Source organism: Kiloniella sp. (genome assembly GCF_965205715.1).
Taxonomy (GTDB): domain Bacteria; phylum Pseudomonadota; class Alphaproteobacteria; order Kiloniellales; family Kiloniellaceae; genus Kiloniella.
In genome coordinates this window covers 946900-959927 of record NZ_CBDBHW010000013.1, presented here as the reverse complement: position 1 = coordinate 959927, position 13028 = coordinate 946900, and the positions used below count along the sequence as shown (strand labels likewise).

General features: G+C 47.9%; 14 protein-coding genes. All 14 read right to left on the bottom strand.

Going from position 1 to position 13028, the window contains the following annotated elements; genetic code table 11:
• Positions 1-58: 58 nt before the first annotated feature.
• Complete coding sequence (ftsH, locus tag ACOGW3_RS15935) at positions 59-2005, bottom strand: ATP-dependent zinc metalloprotease FtsH (protein ID WP_419903888.1); 1947 nt, start codon at positions 2003-2005, stop codon at positions 59-61.
• 87 nt (positions 2006-2092) lie between these two features.
• The gene (gene tilS / locus ACOGW3_RS15930; protein ID WP_419903887.1) at positions 2093-3373 is read right to left on the bottom strand and encodes a tRNA lysidine(34) synthetase TilS; all 1281 of its coding nucleotides are present in this window, start codon (positions 3371-3373) and stop codon (positions 2093-2095) included.
• A 130-nt stretch (positions 3374-3503) separates the two neighbouring features.
• Positions 3504-4535 carry a tol-pal system protein YbgF gene (ybgF, locus tag ACOGW3_RS15925; RefSeq protein ID WP_419903886.1) on the bottom strand — a complete coding sequence of 344 codons (1032 nt, stop codon included), beginning with the start codon at positions 4533-4535 and terminating at the stop codon, positions 3504-3506.
• Positions 4536-4681: 146 nt separating this feature from the next.
• Positions 4682-5203, bottom strand: a complete 522-nt coding sequence (pal, locus tag ACOGW3_RS15920; protein WP_419903885.1) for a peptidoglycan-associated lipoprotein Pal — start codon at positions 5201-5203, stop codon at positions 4682-4684.
• Positions 5204-5366: 163 nt separating this feature from the next.
• Positions 5367-6707 carry a Tol-Pal system beta propeller repeat protein TolB gene (gene tolB, locus ACOGW3_RS15915; protein ID WP_419903884.1) on the bottom strand — a complete coding sequence of 447 codons (1341 nt, stop codon included), beginning with the start codon at positions 6705-6707 and terminating at the stop codon, positions 5367-5369.
• A 14-nt stretch (positions 6708-6721) separates the two neighbouring features.
• Entirely contained in the window at positions 6722-7114 is a 393-nt protein-coding gene (locus tag ACOGW3_RS15910; RefSeq protein ID WP_419903883.1) for a hypothetical protein, read from the bottom strand.
• Between the two features lie 22 nt (positions 7115-7136).
• Positions 7137-8060 carry a hypothetical protein gene (locus ACOGW3_RS15905; RefSeq protein ID WP_419903882.1) on the bottom strand — a complete coding sequence of 308 codons (924 nt, stop codon included), beginning with the start codon at positions 8058-8060 and terminating at the stop codon, positions 7137-7139.
• 56 nt (positions 8061-8116) lie between these two features.
• Positions 8117-8572, bottom strand: a complete 456-nt coding sequence (gene tolR / locus ACOGW3_RS15900) for a protein TolR (protein ID WP_419903881.1) — start codon at positions 8570-8572, stop codon at positions 8117-8119.
• Between the two features lies 1 nt (position 8573).
• The gene (tolQ, locus tag ACOGW3_RS15895; protein WP_419903880.1) at positions 8574-9344 is read right to left on the bottom strand and encodes a protein TolQ; all 771 of its coding nucleotides are present in this window, start codon (positions 9342-9344) and stop codon (positions 8574-8576) included.
• Positions 9345-9389: 45 nt separating this feature from the next.
• Entirely contained in the window at positions 9390-9836 is a 447-nt protein-coding gene (gene ybgC, locus ACOGW3_RS15890; protein ID WP_419903879.1) for a tol-pal system-associated acyl-CoA thioesterase, read from the bottom strand.
• A gap of 2 nt (positions 9837-9838) precedes the next feature.
• The gene (gene ruvB / locus ACOGW3_RS15885; protein WP_419903878.1) at positions 9839-10897 is read right to left on the bottom strand and encodes a Holliday junction branch migration DNA helicase RuvB; all 1059 of its coding nucleotides are present in this window, start codon (positions 10895-10897) and stop codon (positions 9839-9841) included.
• Positions 10894-11520, bottom strand: coding sequence for a Holliday junction branch migration protein RuvA (gene ruvA / locus ACOGW3_RS15880; RefSeq protein WP_419903877.1), 627 nt, complete (start codon positions 11518-11520; stop codon positions 10894-10896). The genes ruvB and ruvA overlap by 4 nt, the downstream gene beginning before the upstream one ends.
• Positions 11517-12131 carry a crossover junction endodeoxyribonuclease RuvC gene (gene ruvC, locus ACOGW3_RS15875; protein ID WP_419903876.1) on the bottom strand — a complete coding sequence of 205 codons (615 nt, stop codon included), beginning with the start codon at positions 12129-12131 and terminating at the stop codon, positions 11517-11519. The genes ruvA and ruvC overlap by 4 nt, the downstream gene beginning before the upstream one ends.
• Before the next feature lie 26 nt (positions 12132-12157).
• Positions 12158-12910, bottom strand: a complete 753-nt coding sequence (locus tag ACOGW3_RS15870) for a YebC/PmpR family DNA-binding transcriptional regulator (protein ID WP_419903875.1) — start codon at positions 12908-12910, stop codon at positions 12158-12160.
• Positions 12911-13028 lie beyond the last annotated feature (118 nt).

Sequence of the window (13028 nt, the reverse complement as noted above, 5' to 3'; positions counted from 1 at the left end):
CCCCACATCTGTGAGGCCTTGGTTGTACCATAGTAAGAAAACCTGTGTAGCTTAAATATTAGCTTTCAGGTTGAGGTTCCGGGGTAGCCCCGCCCTTATCTTCCTTACCACTTTCATCTTCTTGAGGCGTATTGCCACTCTTAGGAACAGAGGCACGCGGAATATCAGAACCATTACCTTGGTTGCTGTCATCGCTACGATCAATTTTACCCTCTTTGAGTAGCTGATCAACATCTGCACCACTAAGAGATTCGTACTCAAGCAAAGCTTTCGTAATGAGTTCGAGCTGATCTTTATGAGTGGCAAGAACTTCACGAGCCTGCAGTTCTGCAGTCTCGACGATACTTCTAACCTCATCATCAATCATCTTCTGGGTAGCCCCGGAAACGCTCAAGCCATTATCACCGCCACCACCATAGTTAAACGGATCGTCCTGACGAGAAGTATAGCGAAGGCGACCAAGCTTATCACTCATGCCGTATTCCATCACCATAGCACGTGCCATGTTGGTTGCTTGCTGAATGTCATTACCAGCACCTGTGGTAACGTTGTCAGCTCCATAAATCAAAAGCTCTGCTTCACGGCCACCAAATGTCATGGCAAGCTTTGCGTTCAACTCCATAACCTTATAACCCAAACGGTCACGCTCAGGCAGGTTCATGGTAACACCCAAAGAACGTCCCCTTGGGATAATTGTTACTTTGTGTAGCGGATCGTTACCTTTGACATGAATACCGACCAGAGCATGTCCAGCTTCGTGATAAGCTGTCATTTCTCTTTCTTCATCAGTCATGACCATAGAGCGGCGTTCCGCCCCCATCATGACCTTGTCTTTGGCATTCTCAAAATCTGACATTGTAACAACACGTTTGCCTGAACGCGCAGCCAACAGAGCCGCTTCGTTGACAAGGTTCGCAAGGGCAGCACCAGAGAAACCAGGTGTACCACGCGCAACAACACGCGCATCAACATCAGGTGCCAAAGGAACTTTGCGTAAATGTACTTTGAGAATTTTTTCACGGCCAAGGATATCAGGATTAGTAACGGTCACCTGACGATCAAAACGACCGGGACGTAATAATGCGTTATCCAACACGTCAGGACGGTTGGTTGCTGCGATTATGATAACGCCTTCATTTGATTCAAAACCATCCATCTCAACCAAGAGCTGGTTCAGAGTCTGCTCACGTTCATCATTACCGCCGCCCATGCCGGCGCCACGGTGGCGACCAACAGCATCGATCTCATCGATAAAGAGGATACAAGGCGCGTTCTTTTTACCCTGTTCGAACATGTCTCGAACACGGCTTGCGCCAACACCGACAAACATTTCGACGAAGTCAGAACCAGAAATCGTAAAGAAAGGAACGTTGGCTTCTCCGGCAATCGCACGGGCCAGAAGTGTCTTACCTGTACCTGGAGGACCAACAAGCAAACACCCTTTAGGGATCTTTCCGCCCAGACGTTGGAATTTTTGAGGATCTTTTAGAAACTCAACAATCTCTTCCAACTCTTCTTTAGCTTCGTCAATACCTGCGACATCATCAAATGTGACACGACCTTGTTTCTCGGTCAGAAGCTTGGCTTTACTTTTACCAAAGCCCATGGCTTTGCCACTGTTGCCTTGCATTTGACGGAACAAGAAGATCCACACACCGATAAGCAAAATCATCGGGAACCAAGAGATCAGAATTTGGATGAGGGTACTACCTTCGTCCAAAGGCATCGCCTTAACCGTCACGCCGTTGTTGCGCAGTGTTTCAACCAACGTGGGATCTTCGGGCGCATAACTCGTGAAGATTCTTCCATCACTATAATTGCCCTTAATTTCCTGCCCCTGAATAGTGACATTGGAAATCTGCCCAGTCTCTACTTGTGCGAGGAAATCGGAATAAGCTAGTTGCTGTTGCCCGCCAGGGTTTGTAGGCCCCTGAAAAAGATTAAATAGTGCAAACAAGAGTAAGCCCACAACAATCCATAAGGCAGCATTACGGCTGAAATTCAAGGTAACGACCTTCCAAAATCTAGGCTGCGCTCTCAAATGCGCAGCAAAATGAATCAGTTCTGTCTAGAAGATAATGCGCTTTGGCGCCTAAGCAACCGTAAAGGGATGCTGAATTAATATATTTTTTGGTTTAAATCGCATTTTTATGCGTAATTTATCCAACCAAGCCGAATCAAGGTACTCTAAATGGGGAACAGTTATGATTTTATCCCCAAGAAAAACAGCAGGAAGGCTATAGCGGGCGAACATGGGAATCGCTGATTCTTTGATATGGGGCGACAACTGACACAATTGTTGCCAGCCTTGCTTCCCTAATGCCTTTAGAATTAGCCCTGCATCCTTCATAGCGCCATGTATATGAATATAGAATCTATTATCCCAAAGAAAATCGCCCTCAGAACTTAAGGGAACTTCGGGAAGATTTCTGGTTTCCCGGGCGATGGCAATTACCCCCTGCTTCACTTTGACGTGACAGCCTGCCAACGTAACCTTTACATCCGTTCCGTCGTGCAACTCTCGCACTAAACGCTTTGTTCTTTCCGACCGGGGAGAATAATTTCCTCCCCCTATGGTCAAAAGCGTTCTTTCTAATGCCCTTGTTAGAATTTCAGAGTCGGCTTTTATCGATTCGTTATAGTCGATCGTTGCATATCCCGAAGATTTAACCACCACACACTTATTTATAAATGCATCAGTACGCTCTTGAAGATTTCGGCGGATCCGACCGAGGCTATGACAAATTCTCGCAAGGGTCTCCTTTTTAAGCCCGCCTAGCTCCAGATTAGGCATCGCCCTTCGTAACCTGTTTCGGAGATATTTGTCTTGATGGTTACTCGGCTCTTCAATCCAGCCCCACCCCCGATCGCGAAGAGTCGCCAGCAATCGCTCTTTCGAGACGGACAACAAAGGCCTGATCAGATTTAATTGCCCCTCTCTGCGCTGTAGGGACATGCCAGCGAGGCCGTCAGAACCACTATTGCGGAGCAGCCTTATCAGTAGAGTTTCAATCTGATCATCAAGATGGTGAGCAAGAGCAAGAAGAGAGATACTCCTCTGCTGGCACCATTGGGACATTAATCTATATCGCGCGTCACGCGCTAGGACCTGCGTACTGCCCGTTGCCCTAAGTTCTTTTTGCCAACTTAAAATATGGTGTTCAACACCTTCAGAAGTTAGGCGGGCATGGATCCATTTTGCTTCGAACTCTGATTCCGGGCGTAAAGTATGATCGACAGTTACAGCAATCAGCTCACCATCGTGCGCATCGACCCATTCCTTTAGCAATAGGCACAACGCCATACTGTCGGCCCCACCCGACAAGGCAACAGCGATCTTTAACGGGTGTTGGGGAAGAATGAGAGCAGACATTAAGTCAGCAAATTCTCCCCCCTTGATCGGCCCAGCCACAGACTCAATTGCGGGCACAAACAAAGTCCTGCCCATATTCACGGCTGGCTCACTGTAACATTAACAATTGTTTGAGCGATGACGGTTCTTGTTATTGGCAATTTAGTCTTTGGGTTTCCTGACCTGCACGCTGCTTAATAATCGTTGAAGAATTTGGATAGCGATTTAACAACTCTCCAAAAGTGCCACAGGCATCTGCTGTGTTACCAAGTGATGAAAGAGATAGACCAAGTTTCAAAAGATTATCAGGAGCTTTAGAACTACTTGGATAACGTTGGAACGAATCAGCAAAGGTAATCGCAGCTTGCTGATAATCACCACGAACGTAATAGGTTTCACCCAACCAGTAAGTCGCATTCCCCGCCAGGGTATCTTCAGGATGGCGTTCAACAAAAGTACTAAACGCTTGTTCAGCTTCGTCGTATCTTGCCTGTCGCAAGAGACCAAAAGCATAGTCATATTGTTGCTTGGGCGTATCGCCAGGAAGGTTATAGGCGCTCACCTCATCGGAACGGAGCCCTCCTTGGATCAAGCTTTGGGGAGAAGCGCTTTCAACAACGGTGTTCGGAGCCGTGCTAGCCTGTTGCTGAGTATTGAAGTTATTTAGATCATCCGCGCGTACAGTTCCAAGAACGCCTGGCTGGCCTGATGGCTGAGGCTGTTGAAGTGAAGAATTGGCCTGCGTAGAATCCAAACCCGTCGTTTGATTCTGTTGTTGAGATTGGCCAACCTGATTACCACTTTCAAGGTTTTGCAAACGCAAATCTGTATCGGCAACAAGTTTGTCCAAACGTTTCCCAATCTGATCCAAACGATAGTTCACCTCTTCGAACTGGCCCGTGATTTTACGCATTTGGTTCTCGACTTGGGATAACCGCAATTCAACCCGGCCAGAATTAGCGCCACCGCCAGTATCACTCCCAACAGCAGCCAAATCTGCTGCAGAAGGTGTCTTGCCCTGATAGATGTGCTGCTGAAGGGTCACTAGTTCTCGTTGCAGACGATCAATCTTATTAACCAGTCCCTGAACTTGAGAATTTTGTGCCCAAGAATTTCCTGGAAAAGCCAGTAAAACTACTACGGCACCGGCAACCATGCGGAACGCTTTCCAATTAACGGTCATCAATGACATCTTCTTTTCACACCCTCGAACGATAAATAATATCACACCCTCGAACGATAAATAATATCAAACCTTATACATCGCCATCTTGGTAACAATGTGGCACCTGTTAAAGGATCACGTTTTTAAATTAACAATCGATGCGCTTAGTTTACAACAAAAGCTGCACGACGATTCTGAGCCCAAGCTTCTTCAGTAGAACCCAGTACTTCTGGACGTTCTTTACCAAAGCTTACGACCTGTAGACGATTAGGGTTCACGCCCAAAGCAACAAGATAGTCGCGTACTGAGTTCGCACGACGCTCACCTAATGCAAGGTTGTATTCCCGTGTACCGCGTTCATCAGCGTGACCTTCAATGGTCAAGGTCACTGAAGGGTAGCTGTTAAGCCATACCGCAAGAGCTTCAGTGGTCTTTTGACCTTCAGCTTGCAGATCACTCTGGTCATAACCAAAGAAGACGCGGTCGCCGACGTTAACGACGAGATGTTCCAGAGAGCCCGGCTGAGGTCCCTGAATGGAAGATGAATCTACAGAAGAAGACTGGTCAGTTGTACCAGTTGTTGCAGACGCCCCGTCATTGGACCCCCCTGCTGTGTCATCGGAATTGCTAGCACAAGCACTTAGGAACAGTGCGGCTGCAAAAATGGTGAGCAACTTAAAGCGCATATTTTTTTCGCCCTCTCGAGTAATACCCGGATACTAAATTGTTAAAGTGATCCATTAGAAAAATCGGACCAACGAAGAAACTCAAAAACCCCCTGTTACACCGACTAAATCGGGAAACGCCCACGACTATAACGGTATAGCAGGGGTTTATCAAGCTTACAGCTTATTGCAATAGTGGTGACCAAGCAGGATCTACACCATCAAGAGGCGTAACGACCTGACGTTCATTGTAGCCAGAAAGATCAACGGTATAGACATTGCTTTTCACTTTACCACGACTATCAGACTTACCCTGTTTAAAATATGACAGTACCCGGCCGTTTGGTGACCATGTAGGACCTTCCACATGATACCCCTCAGCAAGCATACGCTCACCAGAGCCATCCGGTTTCATCACACCAATATAGAATTTTCTACCAGAGAGACGTGTAAATGCGATCAAATCTCCACGTGGCGACCATACAGGAGTCGCGTAACGCCCTTTGTTAAAAGAGATTCTTTTCACATTTTTGCCGTTTGCATCCATCACGTAAAGTTGCTGGCTTCCACCGCGATCAGAGTTAAATACAACCTTAGATCCATCCGGAGCATAAGACGGCGACGTATCAATAGCAGGATCATTTGTCAGTCGATTAAACTTTCTGGTACGAAGATCCATTGTGTAAATCTCAGTGTTTCCACGATCCGCCAAGCTCATGACGACAGAATTTCCATCGGGCGAGAAACGCGGGGCAAAGCTCATTCCCTTAAAGTTTCCAAGGTTCTCTTCACGTCCAGTTTGCAGATCCAGGAGTTTGACCTTTGGCACATTGCCCTCGAATGACAAATATGTGATCTCTTGCGATGTCGGAGAAAAACGGGGCGTGAAGACATCAAAACGGCCATTGGTCAGGAAATTATGGTTGAAACCATCCTGATCCATAATGGCGAGACGGCGTTGACGGCGATTTTGTGGTCCGGTTTCGGATACATAAACAATACGGGTATCAAAGTATCCTCTTTCACCAGTCAGCCTCGCATAAATAAAATCAGTGATCTGATGCGCCATACGCCGCCAGTTCGTCTTCGTAGACTTTAACCTCTGACCAACCATCATGTTTTCAGCATACACATCCCAAAGCCGGAATTCGACACTGATCCGACCATCGCCAAGTGCCGTTACTTTACCAGACACAAGTGCCTGTGCGTTGATCAGGCGCCAATCGCCAAAACGCACACCGACCGCAAGGGAATTATCATCTTGGATGAAGGCCTTCTTGTCGATTGGCTTAAACAATCCAGTCCGTTCCAGATTAGCAGAAATCACTTCCGCAATATCATGGCCAAGTAACTGCTCTTCGGGCTGTCCGCCTTGAAAGTCAGCAATAGCGACCGGTAACGGCTCAACAAAACCTTCAGTAATATTTACGTTTATTTCGGCTTGGGCAGGAAAACTCCCTACTAAAAATCCCAATACGCCCGCAGCGGCAACCAAAATCCCACGCGTTGATTTCAATAGTGTCACTATTCTTCTCCTGTTCATTGCCCGAACATACTCGCTGGATCAAATCTCATTTTAATTGTTTGCCAATCAGCATACAGACTAATTGGTAGTTTATAAGGCGCGCAACTAATAATCTTTTGCCGAAGCTGTTCGACTAATTCCCTTAATTCTTCATCATGAGATAACCGCTCTTGATCAACAATTTGAATACTATCTACGTTCCCGTCTCTGAGTAAATCAATCGACAACTCAATTATGGTTGAGCCTCCGGACCACTCTCGCGGAGCAAGCTTAAGGCATTGGCCCCATTTTTTAACCAAATTCTCCACGACCTTAGGATCGTCTTGCGCATAAGCGGGGCTCAAGCTCCCCATCATTACAAAACCAAAGCCGAATAAGGAGTATATAAGGATCAATACAGCCCGCACACAATCACTCCCCTTCCCCGACTTATTGCCCAAACATTTTTGACGGATCAAAGGTCCAATTCACTGTCTGCCAATCGCTATAAAGGTTCGTTGGCAACTTATAAGGTGCACAGCTGATAACCGCCCGCCGGGCATTTTCAGCGGCGATTCTAAAGTAGGCATCTTTGTTAAATCGGCTCTGATCTACAATGCGAACACCACTTACGCTTCCATCCTGGCGCATGCTAACCGAGATATCGACGATCATTTCCTCTGCCTGTAATGAACCCGCATCAACACGCCAGCAGCGTTTCACCTGTTGCTGCAGTGATCGCTGAATGTCACTAATTTGTGCAGATGAAGCACGCGGACGACTTGGATTGCTTTTTGTCTGACCTTTGGTTGTCGTCTTTTTAGGCGCAGACTTAAGTCTATCTACGTTCTTCAGAATCGAAGACAAGGCGTCTTCTTTGGGTTTCGGCTCTTCTTTTTTCTTAACCACTTTAGGCTCGGGTGGCTTAGGCCTCTTGGGTGGTTTTGGACGGGCTTTAGGTTTCGGTGGCAGGGCCTCTCTCACCTCTTCCACCACAGACTCTGGTTCTGGCGTAGGCTCAGGTTCAATTTCCTGTACGATTTCAGGCTCAGGAGCCTCTACTTTTAAAGGCTCGGGTTCTGGAATGAGCTCAGGTTCTGGTATGGGCTCAGGCTCAGGAATTGGTTCCGGTTCAGGTGCAGGTTCGGGAACAGGTTCTGGTTCTGGCGCAGGCTCCGGTTTTGGCTCCGGCTCTGGTTTGGGTTCTGGCTTAGGAGGTTCTTCAGGCTCAGGTTCAGGATCCGGCTCATCTTGCTCCGGCACAGGTGTATCTTCTACTTCCAGCTCAGCGAGAACGACAAACTCAACAGGCACAACCTGCTCAGCAAGAAACGGCTTATTAAAGCGTGGTAATCCAAAGATCACAAACGCCAATAAGGCCATGTGTAAAAATAAAGAAAGAGCAACGCCCATACGCATGATTTTAGCGACTACTTCTCTTTTTTCGGGAGTTCGGCAATCAAAGCAACTCTCTCATAACCGGCGCTGTTTACCAGTCCCATGACCTGCATAACACGCCCATAATCAATGGCTTTGTCCCCACGGACATAAACCCGAGTATCCGGCTTGTTCTCGGTAATAGCATTCAAGCGCGGCACCAACTGAGCTTCTTCAATCTTTGACTCTTGAATAAAGAGCTCACCTTTTGAATTTACGGTTATAACAAGAGGTTCTTCAGATGCATTTAGCGACTTGGCCTGTGTTTTAGGCAAATCAACGGGCACACCAACAGTAAGCAGGGGTGCCGTCACCATAAAGACGATCAACAGAACCAACATAACATCAACAAAAGGGGTCACATTGATGTCACTCATCGGTTTCCGAGATGATCTATTCCAACGGCGATGACCCTTACCAGCTCCACCACCGAGTGTTGGGGCTGCCATTTTAGTGCTCCTCTAACTGGCGTGAGAGGATCGCACTAAACTCACCGGCGAACACTTCCAATCTCGCACCATATCTTCCGATATCACTTGAGAGTTTGTTGTATGCAAGAACCGCAGGAATAGCAGCAACAAGACCAAGCGCCGTGGCAAAAAGAGCCTCTGCGATACCAGGAGCAACAACAGCCAGGCTCGTATTCTTGGATGCGGCAATAGATGTAAAGGCATTCATAATGCCCCAAACCGTCCCAAAAAGACCGATAAATGGAGCTGAAGATCCCACGGAAGCAAGGAAAACCATACCCCGTTCAAGAATATCCATCTCACGATTAAGGCTGATATCCATCACCCTGTCGATACGCTGCTGTAGGCTCACCCTTGCGTGATCACTTCTGCTGCCGGCGCCTCGACTACTTGCCCGACGCCATTCGCGCATTGCAGAAATAAAGATGCTCGACACTGGATCAGAAGGACGCTTCTCAATGCGATCATAAAGATCATCAAGGGATCCTCCTGACCAGAAGGCTTCATCAAATTGGTCGGCGCGTTTGCGAAGGCTGCGTAGCTTCACAATTTTGTCGATCATAATTGCCCAGGACCAGATAGAGGCAATGATCAGAATAAAAATCACCACTTTGACGATGATGTCTGCCTGAAGGAAAAGACCCCAGACACTTAAATCATGAACGGCCGATGCCCCACCAAGTGCAACAGTATCAACGACCTCGCCGCCAAGGCCGACGGATTCAACAGTTTCAATTACTTCATTTGCCATCTTCTTTGGCAGCTCCCTTTAGAACCCAAAAACGTGCGCTCTAATTCATTCCCGAAAATGAACTAAAGCCTGACTAATCTCAGCTGGGATCCTTGCGGGTCCCCCCTTTTCGCTGACACAGGCAATGCGGATATCACATTGAACCAGCGCCTCATCCCCACGCAAAACAACCTGCTCAAACGAAAAGCTGGCCCCCTTCATTTGAACGACCCGCGATCTAACTTCTAATAGATCATCAAGATACGCAGGCTGAACAAACTTAAGAAAGCAATCTTTTACGGCGAAAAAAAGGCCGAAACGCTCACTTAGTTCAGTTTGTTCAAGATCAAGAAGGCGAAGTATTTCTGTACGGGCCCGTTCAGCGAACTTCAAGTAATTGGCGTGATAGACAATTTTAGCATTATCCGTGTCTTCGTAATACACCCGAACCGGAAAACGATGGTATCCATTTTCAAATACGCCAGAGAGAGGAAGGTCACAATTTTGTTTCACCCCTACTCTCCTTCACCATTGCCTGATAGCAAATCCATTTGGGAAGAACGGCGCGAGGACACTTCGACAGGTTCGCTCAAACCCAGATATTTATACCCAGAGCTACTCAACATTCGACCGCGCGGTGTGCGTTGAAGAAACCCCTGTTGGATCAAATATGGCTCAATAACGTCTTCGATAACATCTCTTTGCTCAGACAGAGCAGCCGCAAGGGTTTCGGCCCCTACCGGCCCCCCCCCATAATTTTCAGCAATAACCCGAAGGTACCTTCGGTCCATCGCATCGAGGCCCTTTTCGTCGACATCCAGGCGCCGTAAAGCGACATCTGCATCGGCGGCTTCAATTAACTCAACCCCCGCAACAGAGGCGAAATCTCGAACACGCCGAAGCAAACGACCAGAGACACGTGGTGTGCCCCGCGCACGACGAGCAATTTCAAAGGCGCCATCATCACTCATTGGCGCGCCAAGTATCTTGGCACCACGCGCCACGATCTGCTGGAGCTCCTCTGGCTCATAAAACTGAAGCCGCAAGGGGATACCGAAACGCTCTCGCAGCGGCGTAGATATCAAACCTGAGCGTGTCGTTGCACCAATAAGGGTAAAGGGCGGAAGATCAATCTGAACGGAACGGGCAGCAGGTCCTTCCCCAATTATCAGGTCGAGCTTGAAATCTTCCATCGCCGGATAAAGGATTTCCTCTACGACCGGAGACAGACGATGGATTTCATCTATAAACAGGACGTCGTGTGATTGAAGGTTTGTAAGTATCGCAGCCAGATCTCCGGCTTTTGCAATCACAGGACCTGAAGTCGCCCGAAAACCAACCCCGAGCTCTCTGGCAACGACCTGTGCAAGTGTCGTCTTACCAAGGCCAGGCGGACCAAAAAACAACACATGATCAAGCGCATCACCACGCTGTTTCGCCGCCTCAATAAAAATATGTAAATTTTCTCGGAGCTGGCGCTGACCAATAAATTCTCCAAGGCTTAAAGGGCGCAACGATTTTTCGGCGCCGTCACCTTCGGAAAACTCATTTGATACCAATCTATCTTCACTCAACGCATCAACTCCGCCAAACCACCTTTAATAAGAGCCTCAAGCGGAGCATCAAGACCCTGCTCGCTAGATACTTTAGCAACAGCACTATACGCTTCCGAGCGTCGATACCCAAGATTGACTAAAGCAGAAACCGCATCTTCTGAGACAGCCAAAGGCGTTGTTGCCGTGCCCTCGGTTTCAACAGAAGGATCGACAATCTGCCCCGAAATTCCAAGTGATAGCTTTGCTATTTTGTCCTTAAGCTCATTCATAATACGAATAGCAAGCTTGGGACCGACCCCACTGGCACGTGTCAAAGTCGTCTTGTCCTGTGCTGCGATAGCAACCGAAAGTTCATCGGGCGAGATCGCTGACAAGATAGCCAACCCAACCTTGGCTCCGACACCCTGTACTGTCCCCAACAGGAGGTACCATTCTTTTTCAGCTTGGGTGGCAAAACCAAAGAGATGAATATGGTCTTCGCGAACATGCGTTTCGATCAAGAGACTTGTAACCTCACCCTCACCAGGAAGGATGGAAAGCGTCCTGCTGGAACAGAAGGCCACATAACCAACGCCCCCCACATCAAGCATGACCCAATCGTCACCGATAGAATCAACTTTCCCTGTCAGCTTTCCGATCATCGGAATTTCTTCCCCCTGATTTTACCCTTGGTCTTATCGGCGCCGCTTCCTGCCCCCTTCTTTGCTAAGCGAGGGTCTTCGATACCAGCTTTTTTCAGGGCGGCAGCAATCGGGTCTTCAACCCCGGCAGCCCATTTTCGCCCGGTGGAAACATTATGGGCATGACAAATGGCAATTGCCAACGCATCCGACGCATCCGTCGACGTGACTTTAGAACCAGGCAGCAACCGCTCAACCATCATCAAAACCTGTTCTTTGGTTGCATGCCCAGTACCAACGACGGATTTTTTGACAATCATTGGCAAATATTCGCCAACGGGAAGACCAACCAATGCCGGTGTGATCAACGCGATTCCACGGGCCATTCCAAGCTTGAGAGTTGAACTGGGGTTTTTATTCGCAAGCGTAATTTCGACCGCTGCTTCATCCGGTTGGTAGTCAGCAAGAACAGCACGAATGCCATCGTGAATCTCAACAAGACGTTGGGGGAGCTCATTGGTAGACAGGGTTTTGATCACACCATTTGCAACATGGTGTAGTCGATTACCCTCTGATTCAATTATACCCCACCCAGTAAAACGAAGGCCGGGATCTATTCCAATGATCCGCATAATCCCTTGGCCGGCCCCCTAATACCTTAGCCAGCTGTGAGCTTGGCCATAATTTCATCATCGATCTCAAAGTTCGCACTGACACTCTGAACATCATCGTTATCATCGAGAACATCAATAAGCTTTAGCATCGTGGATGCCTGATCTTCATTAAGCGCAATCGTGTTTTGGGGCTTCCATACAAGACCGGATTCCGTCGGCGCTTCAAATCTTTCCATCAAAGCATCGCGCACAGAGGCAAAATCACCTGGTTCGCATATGATCTCATGATCATCGTCTGTGCTTTCAACGTTCTCAGCACCGGCTTCAACAGCGGCTTCAAACATTGTATCGGCATCGGCAATATCAGCTGGATATGTTATAGATCCCACGCGGTCGAACATGAAGGAAACACTACCTGTTTCACCTAAGTTCCCACCGAGTTTGGCAAACGCGGTACGAACTTCAGAAGCGGTCCGGTTCCGATTATCGGTCGATGCATCGACAATTACAGCAACACCCGCAGGTCCGTAGCCCTCATAACGTACATCTTCATAGTTGGCGACTTCTTCGCCACCAGCTACGCGCTTTATAGCACGATCGATGTTATCCTTGGGCATGTTTGCAGCACGGGCAGCTATAATAGCGTTTCGCAGCGTTGAATTCTGCTCGGGATCAGGTGTCCCAGAACGTGCAGCAACCATGATTTCACGGGTGTGACGTGCAAAAATTTTAGCACGTTTTTTATCCTGAGCACCTTTGCGGTGCATGATGTTCTTAAATTGTGAATGACCTGCCATGAGCAGACTTCCTAGCTCAGATAATTAAACGAAATATTTCAATGCTTATCTAGCAGGATTTCACGGACAGAAGAAGCCCTAATAGGCGGTTATTTACCATTTCGAATGTTTTCTGGCG

Excerpts from the sequence above, each read along its gene's own strand:
- tilS (WP_419903887.1), bottom strand. The coding sequence starts at position 3,373 with ATGTCTGCTCTCATTCTTCCCCAACACCCGTTAAAGATCGCTGTTGCC.
- ybgF (WP_419903886.1), bottom strand. The coding sequence starts at position 4,535 with ATGACCGTTAATTGGAAAGCGTTCCGCATGGTTGCCGGTGCCGTAGTA.
- pal (WP_419903885.1), bottom strand. The coding sequence starts at position 5,203 with ATGCGCTTTAAGTTGCTCACCATTTTTGCAGCCGCACTGTTCCTAAGT.
- tolR (WP_419903881.1), bottom strand. The coding sequence starts at position 8,572 with ATGGCAGCCCCAACACTCGGTGGTGGAGCTGGTAAGGGTCATCGCCGT.
- tolQ (WP_419903880.1), bottom strand. The coding sequence starts at position 9,344 with ATGGCAAATGAAGTAATTGAAACTGTTGAATCCGTCGGCCTTGGCGGC.
- ruvA (WP_419903877.1), bottom strand. The coding sequence starts at position 11,520 with ATGATCGGAAAGCTGACAGGGAAAGTTGATTCTATCGGTGACGATTGG.
- ruvC (WP_419903876.1), bottom strand. The coding sequence starts at position 12,131 with ATGCGGATCATTGGAATAGATCCCGGCCTTCGTTTTACTGGGTGGGGT.
- ACOGW3_RS15870 (WP_419903875.1), bottom strand. The coding sequence starts at position 12,910 with ATGGCAGGTCATTCACAATTTAAGAACATCATGCACCGCAAAGGTGCT.